We start from the raw sequence: 26,907 nt of genomic DNA on the forward strand, positions 1-26,907 counted from the left end.
TGTCTTTAGGCCAGCACGGCCTTGGCGGTCTCGACGACGTGCTCGACGGTGAAGCCGAAGTACTTGAACAGTACGCCGGCCGGTGCCGATTCGCCGAACGTGTCGATCCCGACGACGCCGCCTTCGAGGCCGACGTACTTGTGCCAGAACGCGGTCACGCCCGCTTCGATCGCGACACGGCGCACGCCGTGCGGCAGCACGCGTTCACGGTATTCGGCGTCCTGGCGGTCGAACACGTTGGTCGACGGCATCGACACGACGCGTGCCGCGATGCCTTGCTGCGCGAGCGGCTCGACGGCCTTCATCGCGAGTTCGACTTCCGAGCCCGTCGCGATCAGGATGATCTTGCGCGCGACGATCTCTTCGTCCCAGTCCTTCAGCACGTAGCCGCCCTTGTCGATGTTCGCGATCTGCGCATCGGTACGCGGGTTGAATGCCAGGTTCTGGCGGCTGAAGATCAGGCTCGACGGACGGTCGGCGGCGACCGCGTGGGTCCACGCGACGGCCGTCTCGACCGTGTCGGCCGGACGCCACACGTCGTGGTTCGGGATCAGGCGCAGGCTCGACACGTGCTCGATCGACTGGTGCGTCGGGCCGTCTTCGCCGAGGCCGATCGAATCGTGCGTGAACACGAAGATCGACGGCACCTTCATCAGCGCGGCCACGCGCAGCGCGTTGCGGCTGTAGTCGGAGAACGTCAGGAACGTGCCGCCGAACGGCTTGTGGCCGCCGTGCAGCGCGAGGCCGTTGATCGCGGCGCTCATGCCGAATTCGCGCACGCCGTAGTTGATGTGGTTGCCCAGCACGACGCCCGGGCCTTCCGGATTCGCGCGGACGGCCTTCGACGCCTTCCAGTTGGTCAGGTTCGAGCCGGTCAGGTCGGCCGAGCCGCCGAGCAGCTCCGGCAGTGCGGCGGCCAGCCCTTCGATCGCCTGCTGCGACGCCTTGCGGGTCGCAACCGTCTCGGCGCGCTCGTTCGCGCCGGCGATGATCGCCGCGGCCTTTTCAGCCCAGTCGGCCGGCAGCTTGTTGGCCATCCGGCGCTCGAATTCGGCGGCTTCTGCCGGGAACTTCGCGCGATAGGCGGCGAAGGTCGCGTCCCATTCGGTTTCCGCGCGCTTGCCGGCTTCCTTCGCATCCCATGCCGCGTAGACTTCCTGCGGGATCACGAACGGCTCCCACTTCCAGCCGAGCGCTTCGCGCGTCTTCGCGATTTCTTCCGCGCCGAGCGCCGCGCCGTGCACGTCGTGGCCGCCGGCCTTGGTCGCCGCGCCCTGGCCGATCACCGTCTTGCAGCAGATCAGCGTCGGCTTGTCCGACAGCTTCGCCTTCGCGATGGCCGCGTCGACCGCGTCGACGTCATGGCCGTTCACGTTCGGGATCACGTTCCAGCCGTAGGCTTCGAAGCGCTTCGGGGTGTCGTCGTGGAACCAGTTCACGACGTCGCCGTCGATCGAGATGCCGTTGTCGTCGTACAGCGCGATCAGCTTGTTCAGCTTCAGCGTGCCGGCGAGCGAGCAGGCTTCGTGCGAGATGCCTTCCATCAGGCAGCCGTCGCCGAGGAACACGTACGTGTGGTGATCGACGATCTTCGCGCCGTCACGGTTGAACTCGTCGGCCATCAGCGCTTCGCCGAGCGCCATGCCGACCGCGTTCGCGAGACCCTGGCCGAGCGGGCCGGTGGTCGTCTCGACGCCCGGCGTGATGCCGTATTCCGGGTGGCCCGGCGTCTTCGAGTGCAGCTGGCGGAAGTTCTTCAGTTCTTCCATCGGCAGGTCGTAGCCGGTCAGGTGCAGCAGCGAGTACAGGAGCATCGAGCCATGGCCGTTCGACAGCACGAAGCGGTCGCGGTCCGCCCAGTGCGGGTTCGTCGGGTTGTGCTTCAGGTGGCGCGACCAGAGCGCGACGCCGATTTCGGCCATGCCCATCGGCATGCCGGGGTGGCCGGAGTTCGCTTGCTGGACGGCGTCCATCGCGAGCGCGCGGATCGCGTTGGCCATCAGGGTGGTGGAGGCGGGAGACGAAGTCGTCATGTCGAGTCCGGAGAACGAGTCGAGGAAACGGGGCACGGCGGCATCCGGAAGCTCGGGCGTCGATCGTTCCCGGCGCGCGGTGCGGCGCCTGACGGACGCGAAGCGGACGGAGCCTACGGACGAGGCTGCAAAGCTCGTCATTTTAACAGATGGCCTGACATTTCCCTTGTCGGCGCGTAGTGTTCCGGCACGGTTTTCCGTCAAACCGCCCGCCTCCTATAATTCAGACGTCGGAACTCCCTGCCCTGGCGGCCCGCCCGTGAGCACGACCCTTCTCTTTCATCCCACGCCCGACGCCGCGTACGGCTTCCCGAACGCCCGTCGGCTCGCGCACGTCGCGTCGCCGCACCAGCAGATCGAAGTCTGGGAAACGCCGCAGCTCGGCCGCCTGTTTACGCTCGACGGCCGGCCGATGACGTCGGTCGGCGACGAATACGTGTATCACGAGTGCATGACGCACCCGGCCGCGCTCGCGCATCCGTGCCCGAGGAAGGCGCTCGTGCTCGGCGGCGGCGACGGCGGCGCGGCGCGCCAGTTGCTCAAGCACGCATGCATCGAGCGGATCGTCGTCGCGGAGCTCGACGACGAGGTGGTCGGCATGGCGCGTCGTTATCTCGACGACGTGCACCAGGGCGCGCTCGACGATCCGCGCGTCGAGGTCGTGATCGGCGACGCCGCGCATTTCGTCACGTCGACCGTCGAGCACTTCGATCTCGTCGTGTTCGACCTCACGCCGCCCGATTCGCCGGCGGCCGGCCTCTATACGCGCGAGTTCTACGCGCGACTCAAGCGGATCCTCACGCCGTGCGGCGCGATCTCGATGCACCTCGGCTCGCCGCTGTTCCACACGGCGCGCATCGCCGCGCTGCTCGACGACCTGCGCGCGAGCTTCTCGGTCGTCGATCCGTTGTCCGCGCACGTGCCGCTGTACGGCTCGCAGTGGCTGATGGCGATCGCGAGCGACACGCTCGACGCGGCCGCGCTGTTCGCGCACGACGTCGACGAACGGCTCGCCGCCCGCCGCGTCCAGGGTTTGCGCTACTACGACGCCCGGCTGCATGCGTCCCTCTTTGCCCTGCCGCGCGCGCTGCGCGATACACTGGGCGTTCGCCGCTGAGCGTCGGCGCGGCGCCTCGCTCCGCTTTCCCGTCGTGTCTTCGCAAAATGCGTGACGTGCGGCACGGGGCGAATCGCCCCGGACGCCGCGCCGCCCCCTGAACGAACGCCGAAGCATGGAATCAGCGCAAGCGCCGAAGCGCCCACACAGGAGATTTTCATGACCGATCCACGTCCGGCCAACGTGCCTTGGTTGACACCCTACCTGGCCGTACGCAACGCGCGCGCGGCCATCGATTTCTTCAAGGCCGCATTCGGCTTCGAGCTGCGCGACGTGCACGACGAGGACGGCGCGATCATGCACGTCGAGATGGCCTACCGCGGCCAGTTGATCGTGATGTTCGCGCCCGAGGGTGCGTTCGGCTCGACCGCCCTCACGCCGAAGAGCGCGAACGCCACCGCGCCGCAGTCGTTCTACCTGTATGTCGACGACGTCGACGCCACCTGGCAGCGCGCGCTCGACGCGGGCGCGAAATCGCTGAGCCCGCCGCAGGACCAGTTCTGGGGCGACCGGTTCGCGCAGATCGAGGATCTCGACGGCTACCGATGGGCGCTCGGGCGCCGTCTCGACGCATGACCCCAACCGCTACACGCATGAACGAAGCCACCACCACCGCGGCCGTGCCGCGCTTTTTCGTCGACGCGGCACTGCGCGCCGACGCCACGCTCGCGTTGCCGGCCGATGTCGCGCGCCACGCGCAGGTGCTGCGCCTGCAGCCCGGCGACGTGCTCGCGCTGTTCGACGGCACGGGCGGCCAGTACCGCGCGCGGCTCGTCGAGATCGACAAGCGCAGCGCGCTCGCGCAGATCGACACGTTCGAGCCGGCCGAAGCCGAGCCGCCTTATCGCGTGACGCTCGCGCAAGGCATCGCCGGCGGCGACAAGATGGACTGGGTGATCGAGAAAGCCGTGGAGCTCGGCGTTGCCGCGGTCGTGCCGCTGTCGACCGCGCGCGGCGTCGTGAAGCTCGCCGGCGAGCGCGCGGACAAGCGCGTCGCGCACTGGCGCGGCGTCGTGCGCGCGTCGTGCGAACAATGCGGGCGCAACCGCGTGCCCGACGTCGCGCAAGTCGCCGGCTTCAACGCGTGGCTCGATACGCTGCCGGCCGCACCGGCCGACGGCGAGCTGCGGCTGTTGCTGTCGCCGCGCGCGAGCATCCCGTTCGCGTCGCTGCCCGACGCGCCGCCTGCGGCAACCGTCACGCTGCTGATCGGGCCGGAAGGCGGGCTGTCGCCCGACGAGGAAAACGCGGCCCGCGCACGCGGGTTCACCGCGCTGTCGCTCGGGCCCCGCGTGCTGCGCACCGAGACGGCCGGCGCGGCCGTGCTCGCCGCGCTCGCGGCGCGCTGGGGCGGGTGGTGATCGCGAGGCGCGGCCGGGCACGCCCCGCGGCATGACGCCGGCGCACGGCGACGCGTGTCAGCGCGCCGCGCTGAACGGCTCGATGTCGATGACGGGGGAAGTCTGGAGCGCGGATGCCAGCGCGTCGAGGTTGTCCGAGTCGAGCGCGAGCGTCGGCCCGGTGATCCGCAGTTTGCGCGCTGGCGGCGTCGCCCGGATCGCCGTGATCAGCGGGCCGCGATAGCGCAGGTTCATCATCATCTGCACCGCCTGCACGATGCTGACCGGCCTGCCGCCCTGCTGGAACGTGGCCGCGTCCACCGTATCGTTCCAGCCCTGGATGAAGCCGCCGGCGTCGATCCGCGTGTTCAGGTCGATCCACCGCTGCTTCTTCGCGTCCGCGCTGTCGTCCGACGCCCGCAGCGCGTCGGACGCGCGGCTCACGTCGGCATCGTGCTTCGCGCGCCATGCCATGTAGCCGAGCGCGAACACCATGTTGTCCGGCAGGATGTCGTCGTCCTGCACGACGTCGAACAGGCGCCGCGGCGCCTGTTGCGCGACGAACGCCGGCGTCAGGATCCACACGCTCCCGTTGCGCAACGCGCCGGTCGTCCTGCCGAGCGCGGGCTCGCCGCTGTCGACCGCGATGCGCGTCAGCAGGCCAGCGTCGACCAGTTCGTCCAGTTGCGCCGCCAGCGCCGGCGACGCGTGAATCGCGGCGGCCACCGCCGCGTACTGGTCCGGTGTCGAGCGCGTGCGCAGATCGGCGAGCAGCCGCTCGACGGCCGCGTGCGCCGCCGGCGAAACCGGCAGCGCGACCGGCTCGGCGGCGTTGTCGCCCGCCACAGCCGCTCCGCACATCGAAACGGCCACCGCGACAACCAGCATCCCTCGCGTGAGGATCTTCATCGTTCACTCCCCGTTCGAATGCACGGCATGCCGGCCATGTGCAGCGGCCGGGATCGCGTCGCTCACTTGTCGGCTTCTCCGCCCGCCGAGCCGATCGGCCCCAGCAGCGCATCAACCAGCGGCGACAGCACGTCACCCGGAGAACCCGTGAGCCAGCCCTTCTCGTTCGTGCCGTAGAGATCGACCTGCCCCGTCACGGGGCGGCCCATCGGGGCCTCGTCGTAGACGCGCGCCATGCCCGAGAAAAACGCGGCGAGGAAGGCCGTCCGGGCCTTGTCGGTCTTCAGGCGCGGGTTGCCCAGCTTCTCCTTCAGCGCCTTCACGCCGGGCTCCACATCGACAACACGGCACGAAAAATCGACCGTCGCGATCGATTCGCCCGCTACGTACTCGTTCGGCTTCTGCGTCGAACCGGTCGCCTTGCATTCGGAACGGGCCAGCACATGCTGATACGACGTGATCGACGCACTGATCGGTTCGCGCAATGCCGCACGAGACCTGGCCGGCATCTTCGACAGCAGCGCAGCGATCATGTTGTCGCGCATCGTGTCGCCGAGCTTCGGGATCGCCGCGACGTCGAGTGCGTCCTTGCCGTCGAAGCGCGTGCGCATGGCATCGTTGAACTGCGCCGCCTTGGCGACGTCGCCGTTGACGAAGGTGCCGAGATACAGATCGGTGGTCTGCTCGGGCGTCAGCACCGCCGCGTGCGCGGCACCGCCCGCGACGAGCGCGGACAGCACGGCCGCGCGCGTCGCGCGGAACAACGGAAAACGCGCGCCGCGGCGCGCATGAAGGGAAACGTCCATCGGTCGGGTCATGTCGGTATCGAATCAATCGGGCCGGCGCGGCAGCCTCATTGCTGGCTGGCGGCGACCGCCGCGACAACCGGGCCGGACAGCGCATCGACGACGGGCTTCAGCAGGCTTTCGGGGCTGTCGGTCGTCCAGCCCTTGCTGTCCGAACCGACCATCTCCACCTGCCCCTTGATGCGCCGGCTGACCGGAGCGTCGTTGAACGCGCGCGCCACGTCCGTGAACGTCGTCCTGACAGCCGCGAAGCGCTGCTGGTCGGTTTTCGCGTTCGCGCGCGCTTTCGTGGCCGCGTCGCCCGGCGGCGTGACGTCGGCCACCTTGCACTCGAAACTGACCGTGGCGCGTTCCTGCCCCTTCCCGCCTGCACCCGGCGTGCGCTTGACGCCGGTGACGTTGCATTGCGAGCGCCGCAACGCCCCCGTGTACGCGACCAGCATCGAGTCGAGCGACGGCGCCAGCGCCTCGCGCGCGGATTCCGACATCAATGCCAGCGTCTGCCCGAGCATCTGTTCGCGCATGTCGCCGTACATGTCGGCCGGCAGCAGCATGTTCCGGGCCTCCTTCGGATCGGCGGCCTCGCGCACCGTGTCGTTGAATTGCTCGACCTTGGCCGCGTCGTTGTTGACGATGGCGCCCAGATAAACGTCGACGGTCTGTTCGGGTGTGAGCGCCGCGGCCTGCGCGGCAAGCGGGATGCCGAGCGACAGCGCGCACGCTGCCAGCGCGTGCGCGAGCGGACGACGCGCACGGGCGCGCGCCGCAAATCGGGTAGCGGTCATGGGAAAACGGCCCTCTCTCGAATGATTGGTGTTGTGCGCCCGGCGCGGCGGCCGCGGCCGGGCTGACCGATTGTCGCGGAAAAAGGTGCGCGATGAAAGGCTTTTGTCGGGCCGGGCGCGGCGCCGTGCAGCGCATCGCGCGCGGACGCAAAAAAGCCCGCTCGAAGCGGGCTTTGGGCGGGTGTTTCGCCGGATCGGCCGTTGGCCGACCCGTGCTTACGCGAACGAGTAGAACACGCGGAACGCGACCTTGCGCTCGGCCCAGAATTCGGCCGCCTCGCGGAATACGTCGAGCAGCGTCTCGCGCCCTTCCTTGTCGAATTTCTGCGCGATCGGCAGCCCTTCGAGGACGATCACGAAACCGGGCTGCGCGCCCGCCTTCGCGACGAGGTCGGTCAGGCAGTCGTACAGCGCGTCGTAGTTCTTCCCGAAATGTTTCGGGAACAGGAACGATGTCGCGATCGTTTCCATCACTTCCTGCTTCGACTGCGCGGCGCCGCAATACGCATACAGGAAATGCTGGCCGAGCCGGCCGGCTTCGTCGGCAAGATCCTGCACGCGGAACGCGCGGATCGACTGCACGAGATTGGGTCGCACGGTCGTGAAAAGGCTCATAGGCTCCTCGTTCGATGAAAGCCCGGGCTCGGCTTCCTGTTGCTCCGGCGTGCCGCCGGCCTGCGCCGCCGCGTGCAGTTGAATCACGCGCTGAAACAGGTTGCCGTCGCCGGCCGCGAACAGTTCCGCCGCCGCCGTTTCGTGCGCGTAGATGGAGTCGCTCATGCCATTCGTCCCGAAGTCATTCAACAATACGTTTAAAACTGTTGTAGTGGTCGCCCGTGTAATAACAGTTGTCGATCCGGCGCAACGGCCCGCCACAGACGATCCGGCGCGCGCCGCGATTGCGGGCACGCGGCGTCGGTACCGTGTACTCATGGTAGTAGCCGCGCTTCGCTTTTGGCAGGATCCGCTCGCGGTTGCCAAACACGACGCCGTCTTTCTCGTACGGATAGGGGCCGCCGGCGCCGATCAGGCCCAGCGTGGTCACGGCCTCGCGCGGAAGACTGGCGGTCGGGATCGTATCGAGCCCGCTCGCCGCGACGTCGGCCGGAACGGCCTCCCGTGCGTAAGCGGCGGAAACCAGACTGCCCGTCGGCGTGCCGACGATACCCATCGCGAACATCGCGAAGACGGACGCGAGCGCGCCGTTGCGGAGCCACTTGCGTGCCATGAACCAGGGTTCCCGCTGTTAAATCAAGTAGTTGACGACCAACAAAGGCGTTAGCGTAGCGTTATTGGCCGCGCGAATCAATGTCCGTTTGGGAATCGAAAGCATCGCGATGTCCGGAATTACGCATTTTTTACCGAAATCACACTACATTTATCTTGCACGGGATAAAATAAAGGCGGCATCTCTCGTACGGCAAGACCTGCCTCCTTGCCGCGCTCGCTACCAGGAGTGGAGAGATGCTGCTGTTGCCTTGAGGGAAGCGCGTTTGCGCCCTGCCCGCGGCGTGCCCATTGCGGGCACGCCTCTTTTTGCTTTTGTTTACAATTTCGCCCGACGCGCCACGCCGGTTCGACCGGCCTGGCGCGTTCGTTTTGGCTCAGCGCGCGGCGTTCACGTCGGCGACCAGCAGCGCCGCCATGTTGACGATGCGACGAACGGTCGCCGATTCGGTCAGCACGTGCACCGGCTGTGCGGCACCCAGCAGGATCGGCCCGATCGCGATGTTGTTGCCCGCAGCCGTCTTCAGCAGGTTGTACGCGATGTTCGCGGCGTCGATGTTCGGCAGGATCAGCAGGTTCGCTTCGCCTTCCAGCGTCGATTCCGGCAGGATTTCCTTGCGCAGCGCCGCGTCGAGCGCGACGTCGCCGTGCATCTCGCCGTCGACCTTCAGCTCCGGTGCACGTTCCTGCAGGATCGCGAGCGTATCGCGCATCTTCTTCGCCGAAGGTGCGTTGCTCGTGCCGAAATTCGAGTGCGACACCAGCGCGACCTTCGGCTCGATGCCGAAGCGGCGCACTTCTTCCGCGGCCATGATCGTGATCTCCGCCAGTTCCTCCGGGGTCGGATCGACGTTCACGTGCGTGTCGACGAGGAAGATCTGGCGGCCCGGCAGCACGAGGCCGTTCATCGCCGCGTACACGCTGCAGCCCGGGCGCTTGCCGATCACCTGGTCGATGAAGTGCAGGTGGCGGTGCGTGGTGCTGATCGTGCCGCAGATCATCCCGTCCGCTTCGCCCTTCTTCACCAGCATCGAGCCGATCAGCGTGGTGCGGCGGCGCATCTCGACGCGCGCGAGCTGCTCGCTGATGCCCTTGCGCGCCATCATCTTGTAGTACGTCTGCCAGAAGTCGCGGTAGCGCTCGTCGTGTTCGGTGTTGACGACCGTGAAATCGGTGCCCGGCGTCAGGCGCAGGCCATAGCGCTGGATACGGTGCTCGATCACCGACGGGCGGCCGATCAGGATCGGCTTCGCGAGTTTTTCGTCGACGATGATCTGAACGGCACGCAACACGCGCTCTTCTTCGCCTTCCGCGAATACAACGCGCTTCTTCTCTTCCGGCGCGGCGCGCGCGATCTGGAAGATCGGCTTCATCGTCGTGCCGCTGTGGTACACGAACTGCTGCAGGTGCTGCTTGTAGGCTTCCATGTCCTCGATCGGGCGCGTCGCGACGCCGCCGTCCATCGCGGCCTGCGCGACGGCCGGCGCGATCTTCACGATCAGGCGCGGATCGAACGGCTTCGGAATCAGGTATTCGGGCCCGAACGACAGATCCTGGATGCCGTATGCGGTCGCGACGATGTCGCTCTGCTCGTGCTGCGCGAGCTCGGCGATCGCGTTGACGGCCGCGATCTCCATTTCACGCGTGATCGTCGTCGCGCCGACGTCGAGTGCGCCACGGAAGATGAACGGGAAGCACAGGACGTTGTTGACCTGGTTCGGGTAGTCGGTGCGGCCGGTCGCGAGGATCGCGTCGGGGCGCACTTCGAGCGCCGCTTCCGGCAGGATTTCCGGCGTCGGGTTCGCGAGCGCGAGGATCAGCGGGCGCTCGGCCATGCCCTTCACCATCTCCGGCTTCAGCACGCCGGCGGCCGACAGGCCGAGGAAGATGTCCGCGCCGTCGATCACTTCGGCCAGCGTCCGGGCTTCCGTTTCGCGGGCGAAACGCTCCTTGTCCGGGTCCATCAGCTCGGTGCGGCCCTTGTAGACCACGCCGGCCAGGTCGGTCACCGTGATGTTCTCGAGCGGCAGGCCGATGTCGACCAGCAGGTCGAGACACGCGAGCGCGGCCGCGCCCGCGCCGGACGCGACGAGCTTGACCTTCTTGATGTCCTTGCCGACGACCTTCAGCCCGTTCGTGACGGCCGCGGCCACGACGATCGCGGTGCCGTGCTGGTCGTCGTGGAACACCGGGATCTTCATCCGCTTGCGCGCTTCGCGCTCGACGATGAAGCAGTCAGGCGCCTTGATGTCTTCCAGGTTGATCCCGCCGAAGGTGGGCTCCAGCGCGGCGATCACGTCGACGAGCTTGTGCGGATCCGACTCGTTCAGCTCGATGTCGAACACGTCGATGCCCGCGAACTTCTTGAACAGCACCGCCTTGCCTTCCATCACCGGCTTCGACGCGAGCGGCCCGATGTTGCCGAGGCCGAGCACTGCCGTGCCGTTCGTGACGACGCCGACCAGGTTGCTGCGCGCGGTGAAGCGTGCCGCGTTGAGCGGATTCTCGACGATCTCCTCGCACGCGTACGCCACACCCGGCGAGTACGCGAGCGCGAGGTCGCGCTGGTTGATCATCTGCTTGGTCGGGGCGATCGCGATTTTCCCGGGGGTCGGGAATTCGTGATAGTCGAGGGCGGCTTCGCGGAGCTTGGCTTTGGAGGAGGATTGGGTGGACATGTGTCTCGTGACGGGCGGATTAGAATAACTGTTCGACGGCATTGTAGCGCCAATCATCGGCCGCCAGACCGGCGATTCGGGTGCAACAGCCGCGACAAAAATGTACCGGATGGTGCAGAAGCGCCGCCGTTCGCCTCGTACAATGCCGTTCCTTCAACCGTTCCGGATCGCCCGCCGTGCCAGCCGCCCTCTCCGAGTTTTCACTGATCGAACGCTTCTTCACGCGCCGCGCCGCGCAGGGGGCGCGCGCGTCGACGCTCGGCATCGGCGACGATTGCGCGCTGATCGCGCCGCGATCCGGGAAATTGCTGGCCATTTCGACGGACATGCTGGTGGAAGGCCGCCACTTCTTCCCCGATGTCGCGCCCGATGCGCTCGGCCACAAGACGCTCGCGGTCAACCTGTCCGACCTCGCGGCGATGGGCGCAGAACCGCGTGCCTTCACGCTCGCGTGCGCGCTGCCGCGTGCCGACGCGGCGTGGCTGGAAGCGTTCAGCAACGGGCTGTTCGCGCTCGCCGAGCGCTACGGCTGCGAGCTGATCGGCGGCGACACCACGAGCGGCCCGCTGAACCTGTGCGTCACCGTATTCGGCGAAGTCGCGCCCGACGCCGCACTGCGGCGCGATGCCGCGCGCGACGGCGACGACGTCTGGGTGTCCGGCACGCTCGGCGATGCGCGCGCCGGCCTCGGCGTCGCGCGCGGCGAATGGGCGGCCGGCGCGGCCGAAGCCGCTGCGTTCCGGCGCGCGCTCGAGCGCCCCGAGCCGCGCATCGCGCTCGGCCTGGCGCTCGCCGGCGTCGCGCACGCGGCGCTCGACATCTCGGACGGCCTCGCCGGCGACCTGCAGCACATCCTCGCCCGCTCGCACGTGCGCGCCGAGATCGATGCCGACGCGGTACCGCGCTCGGCCGCGCTCGCGACGCTGCCGCCCGACGTGCAGCGACGCTGCACGCTGGCCGGCGGCGACGACTACGAACTGTGCTTCACCGCGCCGGCGGCGGCCCGCGCGGCGGTCGAAGCGGCCGGCCTGACGGCCGGCGTGCCGGTCACGCGAATCGGTACAATACGCGCGTTGTCCGCGCCGTCGGAACAGCCCGCGATCGCGTGGCGCGACGCCGCCGGCGCGCCCCTCGCCCTCACGTTGCACGGCTTCGACCACTTCCATGCAGACTGACCCGACGCCCGCGCACGCCGCGGCCGAGCCCGGCGCCGCACCTGGCGGACACGCGCCGCGGCGCGCGACCGCGCGCTTCATGCTGTCGCACCCCGCGCACCTCGTGTCGCTCGGCTTCGGCAGCGGGCTCGCGCCGCTCATGCCCGGCACGTTCGGCTCGCTGTTCGGCTGGCTCACGTTCGTCGTGCTCAACCGCTACCTGACGGTGCCCGAATGGTGGGCGCTGATCGCGGTCGGCTTCGTGGCGGGCACGTGGCTCACCGGCTTCACCGCGAGAAAGATGGGCACGTCCGATCCGGGCGCCGTCGTCTGGGACGAAATCGTCGCGATCTGGCTCGTGATGCTGTTCGTCACGCCCGCGACCTTCATCGGCCAGCTATGGGCGTTCGTCGCGTTCCGCATCTTCGACATGCTCAAGCCGCCGCCGATCCGCTATTTCGAGCGCCGCCTGAAAGGCGGGCTCGGCATCATGGTCGACGACCTGGTCGCCGCGTTCATGACGCTGCTCGTGATCGCCCTGTGGCGCTCCGTCGTCGGCTGACCGATTTCCCGACTCCCGTTTCCCGACGCGCATGCCAACCGATTCCGTCGTCCACCAGCTTGCGATCCGCGCAGGCAACAAGCTGCGTGACGAGCACCTGACGCTCGCCACCGCCGAATCCTGCACCGGCGGCATGATCGCCACCGCGATCACCGACATCTCCGGCAGCAGCCAGTGGTTCGAGCGCGGCTTCGTCACGTACTCGAACCAGGCCAAGATCGACATGATCGGCGTGCCGCCCGACCTGATCGACAAGCACGGCGCCGTCAGCGAGCCCGTCGCGCGCGCGATGGCCGAAGGCGCGCTGCGCAACAGCCGCGCGCAGGTCGCGCTGTCCGTCACCGGCATCGCGGGCCCGGCCGGCGGCAGCGAGAAGAAACCGGTCGGCACCGTGTCGTTCGGCTGGAGCAACCGGCTCCATACCGATGTCGAGACGCTCGTGTTCAAGGGCGACCGCGATCAGATCCGCACGCAGGCGGCCGCGCATGCCCTGCGCGGGCTGCTGAAGCTGCTCGACGAGCGCGAGGGCTGACCGGGCCGGGGCGCCCGCCGCGCCCCTGCCGGCCCGCTTACTGGATCGCGTCGGGCTTCACGACGATCCAGTTCTTGTCCGCCGTGACCGGCAGGCCGAGCGACTTCTGCCGCGCGGCCGATTCATCCGACCACGCGCGGATCTGCGCCATCTGCTTGTCCTTCTTGTTCACCCACACGCGCACGCCGCCGCGCGCGACGTCGGTCGCGTTCAGCAGCATGTAGCCGTCGGACGTCGGCGTGTCGCCCGCGACGAGCACCGGCTTCTTCCACTGGTCGATCCAGCCGACGATCGAGCCGAGCTTGCCTTCGTACCACGTCATCGGGTTCATCAGGAACGGCGTGATCACGAGGCTGCGGTTCGCGGCCTCGTCGTACTTGCCGGCCTTGATCTGCAACCGGGACGTCGTCAGCGCGCCGGTCGCCGGGTTGCGCAGCAGCGTCGTCACGCCGATCACGTTCTGCGGCTTCACGTTGTAGCCGTACTTCGGGTCGGACAGCACGAGCCGCGCGAGCTCCTCGTGCGCGGCCGTCATCACGTAGACCTCGATCCCGTTCTCGCGCAGCGCGTTGTACAGCTCCTGCATCCCGCGGAAGAAACGCGGCGGGTTCACCGTGCCGTCGGCCACCTTGTCGCCCTGCCAGTAGCGGATCGGGATCGGCTTGCCGTCGGCGAGCATCGCGTCGACGTGGCGCTTCAGGTCGGCCAGCGACTGCCCGGCGAACGCCTGCGCGATCCACGGGTAGCAGACCAGATCGTCGATCTCGCAGAGCCGGTAGTAATAGCTCGTCAGCGATTCCTTGTAGTCGGCGGAATCCTTGAACGGGATCAGCTTCAGCGACGGGTCGAGCGTGTCGCGCGTCAGCACGCCGCGGTTCTCCAGGTACGGCAGCAGCGACTCCTCGAGGTCGTAGCGGTAGGTCGTGTTGTCGGCGTCGAACACCGCGTAGTCGCCGCGGTGCGCGTGCGCGGCGATCATCGCGTTCAACGCCTTCGCGCTGTCGGCCGGCCAGTGCGACAGGTCCGCCGCGTGGGCGAAGCTCATGCACAACGACGCGGCAAGCGCGCTCAGAAGACGTCGGGACAGCTTGAGCATGGCGTCACTCCCTTTCTTGACGGTTTCGTTACAGATCGATGACAAGCGCGAGCATCGCGCGATTGGCGCGCGGGCATGCGGTGCGGAAACGACGGGAAATTGCCCGTGCGCGTCAGTGCGACGGCCGGGAACGAGGGAAACGGAGGCGGTAAAGCGGAGAAAGCGGCACGGGCCCGCGAACGCGGGCCTGCCGGAACCGGCTGCCCGCGCGGGCAGCCGGCGCCATTCTCGATCAGCGATGCGCGTTGATCGTGTCGCGGGTCTTCTGCGCGGCGAGCGCCGCGGCTTCGGCGAAATCCTCGCCCTTGCTCGCGTACAGGATCGCGCGCGACGAGTTGATCATCATGCCGGTGCCGTCGGCCGTGCGGCCTGCGTTGACGGTCGCCTGCACGTCGCCGCCCTGCGCGCCGATGCCGGGGATCAGCAGCGGCATGTCGCCGACGATCCCGCGCACGATCTCGATTTCCTTCGGGAACGTCGCGCCGACCACGAGGCCGAGCTGGCCGTTCTTCGCGTTCCACTTGTTCGCCGCGAGATCGGCCACGACCTGGTAGAGCGGCCGGCCGTTCGTGTCGAGGAACTGCAGGTCGGAGCCGCCCGGGTTCGACGTGCGGCACAGCACGATCACGCCCTTGCCTTCGTGCTCGAAGTACGGCTCGACCGAGTCGTAACCCATGTACGGGTTCACCGTGACGGCGTCCGCGCGATAGCGCTCGAACGCTTCGCGCGCGTACTGCTCGGCCGTGCTGCCGATGTCGCCGCGCTTCGCGTCGAGGATCACGGGCAGGCCCGGGTGCTGGAGGTGGATGTGCGCGATCAGGCGCTCGAGCTGGTCTTCCGCGCGATGCGCGGCGAAGTAGGCGATCTGCGGCTTGAACGCGCTCGCGTATTGCGCGGTCGCGTCGACGATCTGCCGGCAGAATTCGAAGATCGCGTCGGGCTGGCCCTCGAACTGCACGGGAAAGCGCGACGGCTCGGGATCAAGGCCGACGCACAGCAGCGAATTCGTGCGCTGCCACGCGGCGCGCAGCGATTCGATGAAAGTAAGCGGGGAAGACATGGCGGGTACTCGCGGCAAACCGTTGGTAGACCGCGTATTTTACCCGCGTCGCCGGCGCGCCTCGCGTGTCGCGCCATTGCCGCGCGCATCGGCGCGCTCGACGGTGAACGCGAACCGCCGCGTGAGCCGCTCGCCGGGCGCGAGCAGCGTCATCCCGTGCGCGGTCGCGCCGCCCGGCAGGTTCACCGCATTGATCGGATGATCGACCGGCTCGAAGCAGAAGAAATCCTCGCCGGGCGGGGTATAGAGCACGTACGCATCGGCGTCGGCCGCCACCGTCAGCGACAGTCCGCGGCGCGGCCAGCTCACCGTCGCGTGGCCGCCCCAGCCGGTGAATGCATGATTGACGAGCGCGGCCGGCAGCGGATACGCGACGCCGAACTGCCAGGCCGGCGGCACGCTCACGTGCCGCACCGGCAGGAAATCGGCGCCCGACAGCCACAGCCCGCCGGCGGCCGCGGCCAGCTCGGTCACGTCGTCGCGCACCAGGAACGGATGCACGCCGAGCCCGAACGGCAATCGCGCGCGCCCCGCATTCTCGATCGTCAGCGCGATCGACAGCGTCGTATCGTCGAGCTCGAACGACTGGATCGCGCGGAACGCATACGGCGCACCGGCGGTGCGATCGAGCGACAGCTGCAGCGACGTGGCGGTCGCATCGTCCACCTGCCATGGCGCGAGCCAGCCGTCGCCATGGATCGGCAGCGGCTCGTCGCGGCGGTTGCGCGGCACCGCGACGCTGCGCCCGTCGCATTCGAAACGCGCGCCGCCGATGCGGTTCGAGTAAGGCAGCAGCGGGTAGCACGCGAGCTGGTTCGGGTCCGTCGCCGTCTCCGGGTGGTCGCAGCGGCGGAACACCGGCATCAACGCGCCGTTGTCGCCGCGCCAGTCGAAGCGCGCGATGCCGCCGCCGAGATGCGGCAGCACGTCGAGCCGCAGCGCCGCGTTCGACAGCGTGACGGCCGCCGCATGCGCGGCGCCGACGCCCTGCGCGAAGGCGGCCGTCTGCGGGCCGGGGCTGACCGGCTGCGCGGCGGCGGCCAGGCGCGCGCGGCGCGACTGGCTGGTGGACGACGATGCGCGCGAGGACGTGGCGGTCATGATGAACTCCTTTCCTTCGTCGAAGAAACGATGCGGGTCGTGCGAACGGTCAGGCCCAGCCGCCGTCGACGATCACGTCCTGCGCGGTGATCATCCGGCTGTCGTCGGCCGCGAGGAACAGCGCCATCCGCGCGAGATCGGCGGGCAGCAGTTCGGCGTCGATGCACTGGCCGGCCTTGATCGCCGCGCGGCCCGCGTCGTCGAGCCACAGCCGGCGCTGCTTGTCGGTCATCACCCAGCCCGGCACCAGCGAATTCACGCGGATGCCGAACGGGCCGAGGTCGCGCGCGAGACCGCGCGTCAGCCCCTGCACGGCCGCCTTCGCCATCACGTAGACGGGATAGCCGCCGTTCTTCAGCATCCAGCTGATCGAGCCGAGATTGATGATCGCGCCGCCGCCCTGCTGCTTCATGTCGTCGATCACCGCCTGCGCGGCGAAGAACTGGTGACGCAGGTTCACCGCGATGCCCGCGTCGAACGATTCGGGCGTCACGTCGCCGATCGCGTGGCGCGCGTCGTTCGCCGCGTTGTTCACGAGCACCGCGATCGCGCCGATGCGCGCGCGGATCGCGTCGATCGCATGGCGCAGCGCGCCGACGTCGGTCAGGTCGCACTGGATGAACAGCGGCGCATGGCGTACGTGCGCGAGGCTGTCCGCCAGCGCGGCGCCGGCGGTCGCGTCGAGGTCGACGAACGCGACGCGTGCACCCTGCAACGCGAAGTGTTCGACGAACGCCGCGCCGATGCCGGTCGCGCCGCCCGTGATCAGCACCGCGCGATCCTCGAGGCTCGGATACCGTGCATAGCGCGCGTGGCTCGTGGTGTGCGCGTCGTGCGCGGAAATTTCGATGGTCATGCGGTTCGTCTCCGTCAGGGCAGGCCGGGTCAGTCGCGAACGCCGCGGTTCTTCAGCTGGTCGAGCAGCACGGCCGCGAGCAGGATCGCGCCGCGCACGAGGTACTGGTAGAACGCGTCGATGTTCAGCAGGTTCATCACGTTCTCGACCGTGCCCATGATCAGCACGCCGATCACGACGCCGGAGATCGTCGCGCGGCCGCCCATCAGCGACACGCCGCCGAGCACGCACGCGGAGATCACGTTCAGCTCGAAGCCCTGCGCGGCGTTCGGCTGGCCCGACGTGATGCGCGACGCGAGGATCACGCCCGCGAGCGCCGTCACCGCGCCCTGGATCAGGAAGATGTATACGCGCGTGCGTTCGACGTTGATCCCCGCGAGACGCGATGCCTCGGGATTGCCGCCGATCGCGAGCGTGTTGCGGCCATACACCGTCTGGTTCAACAGCACGCCGAACGCGATGAAGCACAGCAGCGTGACCCAGATCGGCAGCGACACGCCGAAGAGCGTGAGCCCGCCGAGCGCGATGAACGTATCCGACGACACGCCGACCGCCTGCCCCTTCGACACGATGAAGCCGAGCCCGCGCACGATCTCCATCGTCGCGAGCGTCGTGATCAGCGCGTTGATGCGCAGGTACGCGATCACCGCGCCGTTCACGAAGCCGATCGCGGCGCCGGCCGCGACCGCGGCGACGATCGCGACGAACGTGTTGTCGGTCGCGTTCAGCACCATCGCGCACAGCACGCCCGAGAACGCGACGGTCGAGCCGATCGACAGGTCGAAGTCGCGCGACGCGAGACAGAACATCATCGTGCACGCGACCATGCCGATCTGCGAGATCGACAGCGCGAGGCCGAGCATGTTGTCGATCGAGAAGAAGTGATCGACCGTCAGCGACATCGTGATGAACATCACCGCGAAGATCGCGATCAGGCTGTATTCGGTCAGGTGCTGCCACCACTTCTGGCGGTCGCTCTGCTGCGGCACCAGCGCGTCGGCCGTGGGCTTCACGGCGGCGCTGCCGAGGTTTTCGTTGACTTGCATGATTGTGTCTCCTGCTCCTGCATCGCGCGGCCCGTGCCGCGCGTCCGATTCGATTGTCGTGTCCCGCGTCAGGCCGCCTCGACGGCGCTCGTCTGCGGCAGCGCCAGGCTCAGCACCGCGTGCTCGTTCGCCCGTTCGCGCGGCAGCTCGCCCGCGATCCTGCCTTCGCGCATCACGACGATGCGGTCGGACACGCCGAGCACTTCCGGCAGCTCCGACGACACCATCACGATCGCGCAGCCGCGCTCCGCAAGCCGGTAGATCACGTCGTAGATCTCGTGCTTCGCGCCGACGTCGATCCCGCGCGTCGGCTCGTCGAGGATCACGACCTTCAGGTCGGGCTCCGCGAGCCAGCGCGACAGGATCGCCTTCTGCTGGTTGCCGCCCGACAGGAAGCGGATCTTCTGGCGCCGGTTCGGCGTCTTGATCTTGAGCCGCTGGATGAAGCGGTCGGCGGTTTCGCTTTCGGCCTTGCTGTTGATGAACAGCCCCGCGCGCAGCGAATGGCGGCGGCAGCTGATGTTGATGTTCTCCGCGACCGACGCGATCGCGATGATCCCTTCTTCCTTGCGGTCCTCGGGGCACAGCACGATGCCGTGGCGAATCGCGTCGCCGGTGCGCTTCACGTCGATGCGCGCGCCGTCGAGCGTCAGCACGCCCGCGCGCCGGTGGTCCGCGCCGTACACGAGCCGCATCAGCTCGCTGCGGCCCGCGCCGACCAGCCCGAAGAAGCCGACGATCTCGCCCGCGCGCACCGAGAAGCTCGCGGGTTCGCGCAGGGCATGGCCGTCGACGCCTTCGGCGGAGAACCGCACGTCGCCGAGCGTGCGCGGCGCGTAATGGTAGATATCCGAAATCTCGCGCCCGACCATTTCGGCGACGAGCCGTTCGCGCGGCACGTCGCCGAGCGATTCGTGCGACGCGATCTTGCGCCCGTCGCGGAAGATCGTGCACGCGTTGCAAAGCCGGTAGATCTCGTCCATCCGGTGCGAGATGTAGATCAGCGCGCGGCCCTGCGCGCGCAGGTCGTCGACGAGCTTGAACAGCACCTCGGTCTCGCGATGCGACAGCGAACTGGTCGGTTCGTCGAGCGCGATCACGCGCGCATTGCGCATCAGCGCCTTGCAGATCTCGACCATCTGCCGCTGCGCGATCGACAGCCGCCCGAGCTTCGCATCGGGATCGAGATCGACACCCATCGCCGCGAGCCGCTCGCGCACGTAGCGCTTCGCCTCGCGCTTCCGCACCCAGCCGAACGCATTCGGCAGGCGGCCGAGCAGCAGGTTTTCCGCGACCGTCAGGTCGGGCACGTACTGCAGCTCCTGGTGAATCACCGCGATGCCGGCCGCGATCGACGCGGCCGCATTCGCGAACTGAACGGGCCGGCCGTCGACCAGCACGCTGCCCGCATCGGGCTGGTATTCGCCGCCGAGAATCTTCAGCAGCGTCGACTTGCCCGCGCCGTTCTCGCCCATCAGGCCATGCACCTCGCCCGCGTGCACGTCGAACGAGATGCCGTCGAGTGCGCGCACGCCGGGAAATACCTTGCCGATATTGTCAAAACGCAGTGCCGCTGACACGTCGCCTCTCCACTTCCGGAATCGATCGACCGCCGGCCGCCGCATCGCCGCGGCAGCCGGCGGGCCGCTTACTTCGACGCGAGCCCCATCTCGTCGCGCACCTTCGACACGTTGTCGCGCGTCGCGAGCATGCCCGTCGTCAGCGTCAGCGCCGGCGGTGCCTTGCCCTGCGTGATCCACGCGTACATCAGGTCGGAGGTTTCCTCGCCGTGGCGCTTCGGGCTGATGATCACGGTGCCGTAGAAGCCCGTCGGCTGCGGCTTCTTGAACTCGTTCAGCGCCGAATCGGAGCCGCCGATGCCGATGCCGATCATGTTGTCGGCCTTGAAGCCGCGCCCTTCGGCCGCGCGCACCGCGCCGAGCACGGCCTCGTCGTTCAGGCCGTACGCCACCCAGTGCTTGAACTGCGGGTTCTTCGTGAGCGCGATGTTCGCCGCGTTGAACGCATTCTCCGTGTCGGTCTTCGCCTGCGGCGCGGCGATCACGTTCGTCTTCGGGAAGCCGGCGGCCACCAGCGCGTCGGTCGCGCCGCTCGTGCGGTCGTGCGCGGTCGGCAGCTGCTCGTAGGTGATGTCGATCGCGCCGACATCCTTCATGTCCCAGCCGCGCTTCTTGATCTCGGCCGCGATGCCGTCGCCGACCTGCTTGCCGATGTTGTACGCGGAGATCCCCATGTGCGGCACCGACTCGATCGGCTTGCCCGCGCCGTCGACGAGGCGGTCGTCGACCGTCATCATCTTCAGGTTGTGCGACTTCGCCTTCGCGACGATGCCCGGCCCGAGCTTCACGTCGGGCGTACAGATGATGAAGCCCTGCGCCTTCTGCGCGGACAGGTTGTCGATCGCGCTCATCACCTTCTCGCCGGACGGCGCGCCGATCTTCACGAGCGTGAAGCCTTTCGCCTTCGCCGCCATCTCGGCGAACTTCCACTCGTCCTGGAACCACGGCTCTTCCGGCTGCTTCACCAGGAAGCCGATCTTGACCGGATCGGCCGCATGCGCAACCGGGCTCCCGATCACCACTGCGGCCGCGGCGGCCAGCGTTACGAACGTTCTGCGTTTCATCTCCAGTGTCTCCTTGTCTTCATCGAACAGGATGCAGCCGCTTGTTGGTTTCGACGCAGCGTGCGCGCGGCCGTCGCACGTGCGGTCTTTCGAATCGCTACGTCAATCGTGTCAGTCGTGGTACAGCGCCGCACGCCCGCCGTCGACGGTGATGCATGCGGCATTGATGAACGGCGCCTCGTCGGACGCCAGGAACACGGCCGTCATCGCGACCTCCTCGGGCCGGCCGATCCGCTTCATCGGCTGCAGCGCGAGCGTGTCGGCGCGCGCGGCGGCCGGGTCGGGCTGCGCGTCCCACCAGTCGCGCGTGAGCTGCGTCTCGATGTAGCCCGGCGCGATCGCGTTCACGCGGACGTTGCGCGCCGCGTATTCGATGCCGAGCGCACGCGTGAGACCGAGTACGCCGTGCTTCGCGACCGGGTACGGAAAGCAGCCCGGGATGATCCTGAATGCATGCGTCGACGCGATGTTCACGATGCTGCCGCGACCGCGTTCGACCATCCCTTCCAGCGCCGCGCGGCAGCCGTGCCACACGCCGTCGAGGTCGACCGCGAAGCAGCGGCGCCAGTCGTCGTCGGTCATCGTCAGCGGATCGGCGAACACGTTGATGCCCGCGTTGTTCACGAGCACGTCGAGCGGACCGAACGCCGCCTCGGTCCGCGCCACGGCATCGCGCACCGCATCCTGGCGCGCGACATCCGCCTGCAGCGCCAGCACGCGCGCGCCGGCGATGTCGTGTGCAATCCCGGCGGCCGTGTGCTGCGCCTGCGGGAGGTCGAGATCGACGAGCGCGACGGCCGCGCCCTCGCGAACGAACGCGCGGGCGATCGCGGCGCCGATGCCTCGGCCCGCGCCCGTCACCATCGCGACCTTGTCCGCGAGGCGGCCCATCATGCGGCCCCACCGCGCGCCGCGCGCAGGCCCGCCTGGAACGCACGCGCGTTCGCGGCAGTCTCGTCGGCCGGCTGGCCGGGCCGGTACAGCGCCGAACCGAGCCCGAAGCCGTTCGCGCCGGCCGCGAGGAACGGCTGCATGTTGTCGGGTGCAATCCCGCCGACCGGGATCAGCGGCACCGCGCGGTCGATCACCGCGCGCCACGCCTTCACGACGACCACGCCCAACTGCTCGGCCGGGAACATCTTCAGCACGTCCGCGCCGTTCGCGAGCGCCGCGAACGCTTCCGTCGGCGTCGCGACACCCGGCGCGCTCGCGAGGCCGCGCTCGCGTGCGCGGCGGATCACGGCCGCGTCGCTGTGCGGCATCACGATCAGCGAGCCGCCCGCATCCTGCACGCGATCGACATACTCCGCGCGCAGCACCGTGCCCGCGCCGACGATCGCGTCGTCGGGCAGCGCGCGCCGCAGCGCCGCGATGCTGCCGAACGGCTCCGGCGAATTGAGCGGCACCTCGACGATCCGGAAGCCGGCTTCGTACAGCGCACGGCCGTGGTCGGCCGCTTCGGCGGGCGTGATCCCGCGCAGGATCGCGATCAGCGGACACGCGTCGAACGCGCGCATCAGCGCGGCGTGAGGCGTGTACGGCGCGGGTAGCGTAAGGTCGGACGGCATCAGGGGTTCCTCTGCAATCGGTTCATTGGTCGGCGCAGACGGGCTCGCCGTCCGCGCGCACAAGCCCGGCGCGTGACGCGATCCGCCACAGGCCGCGCTCGGTCGCATGCGCGACGACTCGCGCGTGCGGGTGGCCGAATTCCTGGAGCGCATCGGCATAGCGCGCGCACAGGCCGTCGTCGCCGATCAGCAGCAGCGGCTGGTCCGCGAGCGCGATGCCGCGCTCCGCGAGCATCGCGTCGAGCGCGTTGAGCTCATGGCCGATCAGCAGGCCGGACAGGTAGTCGCCCTGCGCATCGGGCGCGAGCCGGTCTGTCAGGCCAAGCGTGCGCGTGCTGAAAATCGTCGCGAGCAGCCCCGTGTGCCGCGCGCCGCGCGCGACCGATACGCCGCGCACGAACGCCGCGCGATCGGGCGACGCACCGGCGCGCATCGTGCGGCCGAGGATCGTGTGGTCGCGCAGCACCGCGAACAGCTCGCCGGTCATGAAGGTCTGGAACCGCTCGATCAGCCCGTCCGTCACCCACGCCCATTTCGCATGCGTCCCCGGCAGGCCGATCAGTACCCCTGAACGATCGGCGCCAAGCGTGGGATCGCTCGCGAGTGCGCCGACTATCTGCGTTTCTTCGCCGCGCATCACGTCGGGCAATTCGCCCGTGGCGATCACGCCCGGCACGATCGAGATCGTCGCCCCGCGCGAGGTCGTCACCGTGATGAGGCCCGCGACGAGCGCGTCGGCGCCGGCCGGCACCGCGACATACGGCGCCTCGCGCCAGCCCTGCGCGCTGCCGACCATCCCGGCGGCGAGCACCGGCAGGCCGGGCGAGCGGTCGAGCCAGTCGCCGCAGGCTTCCTCGAACACCGCGTCGAACGCGCGCGCGCCGCCGCCCGGCACATGCATGACGCCCGCCGGACGGCTGCGCGTGTCGATGAGCGCGCCGTGCGCGTCGTACAGATACGCGCGCAGCGAGGTCGTGCCCCAGTCGAGCGCGATCAGCGACGGGGTGGCGGAGGTGGCATCCGGAACGGGCCGGGTCGAAGTCGTCATCGTTTGATCCTGCGGGTACCCTGCGGCGGGCTCCAGCCCAGCTCCGCGGAAATGGCTCGCGCTTCGCGCTGCACGAGCGGAATCAGTTCGTCCATCCGGTCGTGCGGCATGTACGGAATCGTGCTCGCCACCGACACCGCCGCAACGACCGCCCCCGATGCGTCACGGATCGGCGCCGCCACGCAGCGGATCGACGCCTCGTTCTCCTCGAGGTCGAACGTATAGCCGCCCGCTGCGTAATGGGCCATGCGCTGCAGGAACGCGCTCGTCTCGGGCCGGTTGTCGGGCTTGAAATTGACGCCGGCCAGCGCGCGCCGTGCGGCCTCGAACAGCGAGCGCCACAGGTCGGGATCGAGGTCGAGCATCATCGCCTTGCCGATGCCGGTCGACGCGAGCGGCATCCGGTGGCCGACGCGCGAGCGCATCTCGAGGCCGCGCGTACCGGGAATCTTGTCGATGTACAGCACGTCGTCGCCGTCGCGCACGCCGAGATGGATCGTGTCGAGCGTCGCTTCCGCGAGCGCTTCGAGGTGCGGGCGCGCGACCGCGGTGAGCGGCATCTGCTCGAGCGCGATCGTGCCGAGCTCGATCAGCTTCGGGCCGAGCAGGTAGCCGCCCTGCACCTGGCGCAGGTAGCGCGCCTGCACGAGGCTGCTGACGAGGCGATGCGTCGTGCTGCGCGTCGTACCGAGCGCGGCGCCGATCGCGCGCATGTCGCGCGCGCCGTTCGCGATCGCCTCGAGGATCGCCAGACCGCGCAGCAGCGTCTGCGTACCGGCCTGCTGGGCAGCGAGATCGAGCGGCGTGCTGGTCGCGCCGATGCTGTCGGTCAGCGACGCATCGTCCGGCGTCGCGCGCCGGGCGTCGAGGGCAAGGGAGTCGGGCATCTTGGTCATGGGGCGGGCTTCTTCAACGGAACCGGTGAAGCCGTTCGTGCGACGCCGGAACTGCGTCCGGCATCGCGGCGAGGCGGCGGTCGATGCACCGAATAAAGCGCCCGGCGAACTTCATGGAAGGTGTCTCCGTGTGCGTCGGGCGCCGCGCGATGCGTGGGTCCGAAGCTGTCGATGTGCTTCGGATTGTAGGAGCGCACGCACTCGCCTCCAATATTTGAATGCGTTGCCCAGATAATGAGAATTCGGCGGAAATCCGCGGCAGGCACGCCGTAACGGCCGCGCCATGTGCACGGGGGCGGAACCCGCCGTGTCGCAGGTTCCGCCCCCGTTGGTTCACCGCGCGCCGCGCTTACTGCTGGCTCGTGCTGCGTGCCTGCATGTAGCGCTGTACGTCCGCGAACGACACGCGGCCGTTGCCGCTCGAGTCGATCTGCCGGAAGTGGTTCGCGACATAACCGAGGCCGGCCGCGCGCGCCTGCGATTCGGTGATCGAACCCGTGTTCTGCGAGTCGGCCGCGCTGAACTGCCGCGCGAGCTTGCGCACCACCTGCGCATGCAGCGCGGCGCCCGTCGTATGCGTGCCGGCGGTCGGCTTGCGCGCGGCCGGCGGCACGTACGGATCGCCGAGCTGCGCCTGGCGCGCTCGCGCCGGCGCGGCGGCGTCGCTCGCCTGCGCGAACGCGGATACGGATGCTGCGGCGCCGACACATGCGAGCGCCGCGGCAACGACGATGAAACGATTCTTCATATCAGGCTCCAGTCTGGAATGAGGTCGTCGACGGCCGGCGCGGCGCCACCGCGGGCGCCTGTCGCCGGCCGGCGCAGCATCAGTGCGCGGCCGCGTTGTAGAAGGTCACGAGGTCGGCTTTCTCCTGCGGACGCGACGTATCGTCGAGATAGACCATGTGTCCGCCCTGATAGTCCCTGATCGTCAGGTTCGGTTGCGTCCCGAGCCGCGCGAGGTCGAGCTCGGTCTGGTAGAACGGCGTCGCGATGTCGTGATACCCGTTCAGCGACAGCACCTTCAGTTGCGGATTCAGCGTCAGCGCCGCGGCGAGGTCGGGGATCGTGTCGGGCATCGCGAGCCCGTCGTGCGTCCAGTCCCACGTGTTGATCGCGTTGCTGCTCAACGAATACGCCGACTGCGCGGTGTACTTCAGCTCGTTCGGCAGGTACTTGCCGATCGTGTCGGTGAACGGCTTCGTGATGAACGAGCTCGACGGATCGCCGTCCGCGGCAAGCGGGCTCGACACCGGCACGTTCACGCGCGCGTCGTAGCGGCCGATCAGCGTGCCCGGGATCAGCGACAGCTGGAAGCTGTTGTCGAAGAAGGTCGGGATCACGTTGAAGTCCGCATTCCACAGCGACTGCTTCACGCCGGTCGAATTCACCATCGTCGTGACGAGGGCCGGCGGCGGCGGCGTATGGCTCGCCAGGTACGCGTTCACGGCGGGCGCGTAGCTGCCGGCCGTCAGCAGGCGCATCTGGTCCGCATACTGCGGCAGGTTCGACGGGTTCGGGTTGTCGAGCTGGTAGTACGCACCGACGGTGCCATACGACGGCACGAAACCCGCGCAACTCACCGGGCTCGACCCGTTGTTCGAGTTGCCGATGTAGTCGCTCGCCATGTCGCAGTTCGTGTTGTAGTTCAGGATCGACGACTGCAGCACGATGCCGTCGAGCTTCACGCCGGCCGTCTCGAGCAGGTTCGCGAGCACGTCGGTGCGCGGCGTGCCGTACGACTCGCCGAACAGGTATTTCGGCGAGGCACTGCGCTGGTTCACGGCGAGGTAGCGCGTGACGAAATCGCGGAACGCGCCGCCGTCCTGGTCGACGCCCCAGAACGTCTGGTTCGTGTTCGGCGCGATCGCTTCGGAGAAGCCGGTGCCGATCGCATCGACGAACACGAGGTCGGTCGTGTCGAGCAGGCTTTCCTGGTTGTCGACGAACGGGAATGTCGACGTGTTCGCGTTCGGGTCGCCCGTCTGGATCCGGCGCGGGCCGAACGAGCCGAGGTGCAGCCACACCGATGCCGAGCCGGGGCCGCCGTTGTACAGGAAGGTGACGGGCCGCTTCGCCGCGGGCTGGTTGTCGGCCGTATAGGCGACATAGAAGAACGAGGCTTCGGGTGCGCCCGTCTGCGGATTGCGCGCGACGAGGTGGCCGGCCGTGGCCGTGTAGCGGATCGTCTTGCCGTTCAGCGTGATCTGGTGATGCGTGACGGCGGCCTTTTCAACCGCGGCGGAGGCGTCGAGCGACGCGTTCGCGCTCGACGAATAACTGTTCGGATCGTTGTACGCCCTGTCCACCTGACCGGCGGGATCGGCTGAGTTGTCGGCGCTGGCAGCAGCGGACGATGTCACGTCGTCGTTGCAGGCCGTCAGAATCAGCGAAGAAAACACCACTCCCAACAACAGCTTCGCTTTGCTCGCTGGCATCGTTGCTTTCC

Annotated in this window: 26 protein-coding genes; 6 read left to right on the plus strand and 20 right to left on the minus strand. The window is 68.5% G+C overall.

All coding sequences use genetic code 11. The features are described 5' to 3' along the window. Positions 1-5: 5 nt before the first annotated feature. Positions 6-2,033: a transketolase gene (gene tkt, locus ACTJLD_RS19265; RefSeq protein ID WP_049098284.1), complete on the minus strand. Its 2,028-nt coding sequence runs from the start codon at positions 2,031-2,033 to the stop codon at positions 6-8. Between the two features lie 259 nt (positions 2,034-2,292). Between tkt and speE the strand changes: the two genes are divergently transcribed. The 3 genes from speE to ACTJLD_RS19280 all read left to right on the plus strand — a co-directional run bounded on the left by speE (position 2,293) and on the right by ACTJLD_RS19280 (position 4,511). Beyond that, positions 2,293-3,150, plus strand: coding sequence for a polyamine aminopropyltransferase (gene speE / locus ACTJLD_RS19270; protein ID WP_027788400.1), 858 nt, complete (start codon positions 2,293-2,295; stop codon positions 3,148-3,150). A 159-nt stretch (positions 3,151-3,309) separates the two neighbouring features. Next, on the plus strand, positions 3,310-3,726 hold the full coding sequence (locus ACTJLD_RS19275) for a VOC family protein (protein WP_021159271.1): 417 nt from the start codon (positions 3,310-3,312) through the stop codon (positions 3,724-3,726). A gap of 17 nt (positions 3,727-3,743) precedes the next feature. Further along, positions 3,744-4,511: a 16S rRNA (uracil(1498)-N(3))-methyltransferase gene (locus ACTJLD_RS19280; protein ID WP_226152280.1), complete on the plus strand. Its 768-nt coding sequence runs from the start codon at positions 3,744-3,746 to the stop codon at positions 4,509-4,511. Positions 4,512-4,568: 57 nt separating this feature from the next. Here ACTJLD_RS19280 and ACTJLD_RS19285 read toward each other — a convergent pair whose 3' ends face one another. The 6 genes from ACTJLD_RS19285 to ACTJLD_RS19310 form a co-directional block, all read right to left on the minus strand. Continuing rightward, a complete protein-coding gene (locus ACTJLD_RS19285; RefSeq protein WP_440659434.1) occupies positions 4,569-5,399 on the minus strand; it encodes a hypothetical protein in 831 nt (276 codons plus the stop codon). A 62-nt stretch (positions 5,400-5,461) separates the two neighbouring features. Then, positions 5,462-6,217 carry a hypothetical protein gene (locus ACTJLD_RS19290; protein WP_226129132.1) on the minus strand — a complete coding sequence of 252 codons (756 nt, stop codon included), beginning with the start codon at positions 6,215-6,217 and terminating at the stop codon, positions 5,462-5,464. Positions 6,218-6,252: 35 nt separating this feature from the next. Further along, complete coding sequence (locus tag ACTJLD_RS19295; RefSeq protein WP_440659435.1) at positions 6,253-6,990, minus strand: hypothetical protein; 738 nt, start codon at positions 6,988-6,990, stop codon at positions 6,253-6,255. Between the two features lie 216 nt (positions 6,991-7,206). Beyond that, positions 7,207-7,770, minus strand: coding sequence for a barstar family protein (locus ACTJLD_RS19300; protein ID WP_021159266.1), 564 nt, complete (start codon positions 7,768-7,770; stop codon positions 7,207-7,209). 16 nt (positions 7,771-7,786) lie between these two features. Next, positions 7,787-8,218: a ribonuclease domain-containing protein gene (locus tag ACTJLD_RS19305; RefSeq protein ID WP_006476946.1), complete on the minus strand. Its 432-nt coding sequence runs from the start codon at positions 8,216-8,218 to the stop codon at positions 7,787-7,789. A gap of 376 nt (positions 8,219-8,594) precedes the next feature. After that, the gene (locus tag ACTJLD_RS19310; protein WP_027788406.1) at positions 8,595-10,937 is read right to left on the minus strand and encodes an NADP-dependent malic enzyme; all 2,343 of its coding nucleotides are present in this window, start codon (positions 10,935-10,937) and stop codon (positions 8,595-8,597) included. Positions 10,938-11,071: 134 nt separating this feature from the next. On the opposite strand from ACTJLD_RS19310, the gene thiL reads away from it, so the two are divergent. The 3 genes from thiL to ACTJLD_RS19325 are packed head-to-tail and all read left to right on the plus strand — an operon-like array spanning position 11,072 to position 13,143. Continuing rightward, on the plus strand, positions 11,072-12,070 hold the full coding sequence (thiL, locus tag ACTJLD_RS19315; protein WP_060085806.1) for a thiamine-phosphate kinase: 999 nt from the start codon (positions 11,072-11,074) through the stop codon (positions 12,068-12,070). Then, positions 12,060-12,611, plus strand: a complete 552-nt coding sequence (locus tag ACTJLD_RS19320; RefSeq protein ID WP_059697853.1) for a phosphatidylglycerophosphatase A family protein — start codon at positions 12,060-12,062, stop codon at positions 12,609-12,611. The genes thiL and ACTJLD_RS19320 overlap by 11 nt, the downstream gene beginning before the upstream one ends. 31 nt (positions 12,612-12,642) lie before the next feature. Next, a complete protein-coding gene (locus ACTJLD_RS19325) occupies positions 12,643-13,143 on the plus strand; it encodes a CinA family protein (RefSeq protein WP_021161868.1) in 501 nt (166 codons plus the stop codon). A 37-nt stretch (positions 13,144-13,180) separates the two neighbouring features. Here the strand turns inward: ACTJLD_RS19325 and ACTJLD_RS19330 are convergent, their stop codons facing one another. The 13 genes from ACTJLD_RS19330 to ACTJLD_RS19390 form a co-directional block, all read right to left on the minus strand. Beyond that, complete coding sequence (locus ACTJLD_RS19330; RefSeq protein WP_440659436.1) at positions 13,181-14,239, minus strand: haloacid dehalogenase-like hydrolase; 1,059 nt, start codon at positions 14,237-14,239, stop codon at positions 13,181-13,183. Positions 14,240-14,471: 232 nt separating this feature from the next. After that, on the minus strand, positions 14,472-15,299 hold the full coding sequence (gene pyrF, locus ACTJLD_RS19335) for an orotidine-5'-phosphate decarboxylase (protein ID WP_059697855.1): 828 nt from the start codon (positions 15,297-15,299) through the stop codon (positions 14,472-14,474). Between the two features lie 39 nt (positions 15,300-15,338). Beyond that, positions 15,339-16,400 carry an aldose 1-epimerase gene (locus ACTJLD_RS19340; protein ID WP_059697857.1) on the minus strand — a complete coding sequence of 354 codons (1,062 nt, stop codon included), beginning with the start codon at positions 16,398-16,400 and terminating at the stop codon, positions 15,339-15,341. Positions 16,401-16,449: 49 nt separating this feature from the next. Then, positions 16,450-17,256, minus strand: a complete 807-nt coding sequence (locus tag ACTJLD_RS19345) for an SDR family NAD(P)-dependent oxidoreductase (RefSeq protein WP_440659437.1) — start codon at positions 17,254-17,256, stop codon at positions 16,450-16,452. A gap of 29 nt (positions 17,257-17,285) precedes the next feature. Next, positions 17,286-18,302, minus strand: a complete 1,017-nt coding sequence (gene araH / locus ACTJLD_RS19350; protein WP_048026113.1) for an L-arabinose ABC transporter permease AraH — start codon at positions 18,300-18,302, stop codon at positions 17,286-17,288. Positions 18,303-18,370: 68 nt separating this feature from the next. Continuing rightward, positions 18,371-19,882 (minus strand): L-arabinose ABC transporter ATP-binding protein AraG, encoded by a 1,512-nt coding sequence (araG, locus tag ACTJLD_RS19355; RefSeq protein ID WP_440659438.1) that lies wholly within the window; start codon positions 19,880-19,882, stop codon positions 18,371-18,373. Between the two features lie 68 nt (positions 19,883-19,950). Then, entirely contained in the window at positions 19,951-20,946 is a 996-nt protein-coding gene (locus tag ACTJLD_RS19360) for an arabinose ABC transporter substrate-binding protein (protein WP_440659439.1), read from the minus strand. A 111-nt stretch (positions 20,947-21,057) separates the two neighbouring features. Continuing rightward, positions 21,058-21,837: an SDR family oxidoreductase gene (locus tag ACTJLD_RS19365; protein ID WP_059697903.1), complete on the minus strand. Its 780-nt coding sequence runs from the start codon at positions 21,835-21,837 to the stop codon at positions 21,058-21,060. After that, complete coding sequence (locus tag ACTJLD_RS19370) at positions 21,837-22,514, minus strand: 2-dehydro-3-deoxy-6-phosphogalactonate aldolase (protein WP_060372815.1); 678 nt, start codon at positions 22,512-22,514, stop codon at positions 21,837-21,839. Before ACTJLD_RS19370 ends, ACTJLD_RS19365 begins: the two co-directional genes overlap by 1 nt. 22 nt (positions 22,515-22,536) lie before the next feature. Further along, a complete protein-coding gene (locus ACTJLD_RS19375) occupies positions 22,537-23,562 on the minus strand; it encodes a 2-dehydro-3-deoxygalactonokinase (protein ID WP_060169902.1) in 1,026 nt (341 codons plus the stop codon). Then, positions 23,559-24,458 (minus strand): IclR family transcriptional regulator, encoded by a 900-nt coding sequence (locus tag ACTJLD_RS19380; RefSeq protein WP_021161879.1) that lies wholly within the window; start codon positions 24,456-24,458, stop codon positions 23,559-23,561. The genes ACTJLD_RS19375 and ACTJLD_RS19380 overlap by 4 nt, the downstream gene beginning before the upstream one ends. Before the next feature lie 349 nt (positions 24,459-24,807). After that, the gene (locus tag ACTJLD_RS19385; RefSeq protein WP_440659440.1) at positions 24,808-25,206 is read right to left on the minus strand and encodes an EF-hand domain-containing protein; all 399 of its coding nucleotides are present in this window, start codon (positions 25,204-25,206) and stop codon (positions 24,808-24,810) included. Positions 25,207-25,285: 79 nt separating this feature from the next. Next, positions 25,286-26,896, minus strand: a complete 1,611-nt coding sequence (locus ACTJLD_RS19390; protein ID WP_027788420.1) for a S10 family peptidase — start codon at positions 26,894-26,896, stop codon at positions 25,286-25,288. Positions 26,897-26,907 lie beyond the last annotated feature (11 nt).

The sequence above is a fragment of the Burkholderia sp. 22088 genome (genome assembly GCF_052045915.1).
GTDB classification, from domain to species: Bacteria; Pseudomonadota; Gammaproteobacteria; order Burkholderiales; family Burkholderiaceae; genus Burkholderia; species Burkholderia cepacia.

Coding starts and splice junctions, on each gene's coding strand:
- ACTJLD_RS19285 (WP_440659434.1), bottom strand. CDS start 5,399: ATGAAGATCCTCACGCGAGGGATGCTGGTTGTCGCGGTGGCCGTTTCG.
- ACTJLD_RS19325 (WP_021161868.1), top strand. CDS start 12,643: ATGCCAACCGATTCCGTCGTCCACCAGCTTGCGATCCGCGCAGGCAAC.
- ACTJLD_RS19375 (WP_060169902.1), bottom strand. CDS start 23,562: ATGACGACTTCGACCCGGCCCGTTCCGGATGCCACCTCCGCCACCCCG.
- ACTJLD_RS19360 (WP_440659439.1), bottom strand. CDS start 20,946: ATGAAACGCAGAACGTTCGTAACGCTGGCCGCCGCGGCCGCAGTGGTG.
- ACTJLD_RS19340 (WP_059697857.1), bottom strand. CDS start 16,400: ATGACCGCCACGTCCTCGCGCGCATCGTCGTCCACCAGCCAGTCGCGC.
- ACTJLD_RS19365 (WP_059697903.1), bottom strand. CDS start 21,837: ATGGGCCGCCTCGCGGACAAGGTCGCGATGGTGACGGGCGCGGGCCGA.
- ACTJLD_RS19370 (WP_060372815.1), bottom strand. CDS start 22,514: ATGCCGTCCGACCTTACGCTACCCGCGCCGTACACGCCTCACGCCGCG.
- ACTJLD_RS19390 (WP_027788420.1), bottom strand. CDS start 26,896: ATGCCAGCGAGCAAAGCGAAGCTGTTGTTGGGAGTGGTGTTTTCTTCG.
- ACTJLD_RS19380 (WP_021161879.1), bottom strand. CDS start 24,458: ATGACCAAGATGCCCGACTCCCTTGCCCTCGACGCCCGGCGCGCGACG.
- ACTJLD_RS19385 (WP_440659440.1), bottom strand. CDS start 25,206: ATGAAGAATCGTTTCATCGTCGTTGCCGCGGCGCTCGCATGTGTCGGC.
- araH (WP_048026113.1), bottom strand. CDS start 18,302: ATGCAAGTCAACGAAAACCTCGGCAGCGCCGCCGTGAAGCCCACGGCC.
- tkt (WP_049098284.1), bottom strand. CDS start 2,033: ATGACGACTTCGTCTCCCGCCTCCACCACCCTGATGGCCAACGCGATC.
- ACTJLD_RS19330 (WP_440659436.1), bottom strand. CDS start 14,239: ATGCTCAAGCTGTCCCGACGTCTTCTGAGCGCGCTTGCCGCGTCGTTG.
- ACTJLD_RS19305 (WP_006476946.1), bottom strand. CDS start 8,218: ATGGCACGCAAGTGGCTCCGCAACGGCGCGCTCGCGTCCGTCTTCGCG.
- ACTJLD_RS19310 (WP_027788406.1), bottom strand. CDS start 10,937: ATGCCGTCGAACAGTTATTCTAATCCGCCCGTCACGAGACACATGTCC.
- ACTJLD_RS19275 (WP_021159271.1), top strand. CDS start 3,310: ATGACCGATCCACGTCCGGCCAACGTGCCTTGGTTGACACCCTACCTG.
- ACTJLD_RS19300 (WP_021159266.1), bottom strand. CDS start 7,770: ATGAGCGACTCCATCTACGCGCACGAAACGGCGGCGGCGGAACTGTTC.
- ACTJLD_RS19295 (WP_440659435.1), bottom strand. CDS start 6,990: ATGACCGCTACCCGATTTGCGGCGCGCGCCCGTGCGCGTCGTCCGCTC.
- ACTJLD_RS19290 (WP_226129132.1), bottom strand. CDS start 6,217: ATGACCCGACCGATGGACGTTTCCCTTCATGCGCGCCGCGGCGCGCGT.
- pyrF (WP_059697855.1), bottom strand. CDS start 15,299: ATGTCTTCCCCGCTTACTTTCATCGAATCGCTGCGCGCCGCGTGGCAG.
- ACTJLD_RS19345 (WP_440659437.1), bottom strand. CDS start 17,256: ATGACCATCGAAATTTCCGCGCACGACGCGCACACCACGAGCCACGCG.
- ACTJLD_RS19320 (WP_059697853.1), top strand. CDS start 12,060: ATGCAGACTGACCCGACGCCCGCGCACGCCGCGGCCGAGCCCGGCGCC.
- ACTJLD_RS19280 (WP_226152280.1), top strand. CDS start 3,744: ATGAACGAAGCCACCACCACCGCGGCCGTGCCGCGCTTTTTCGTCGAC.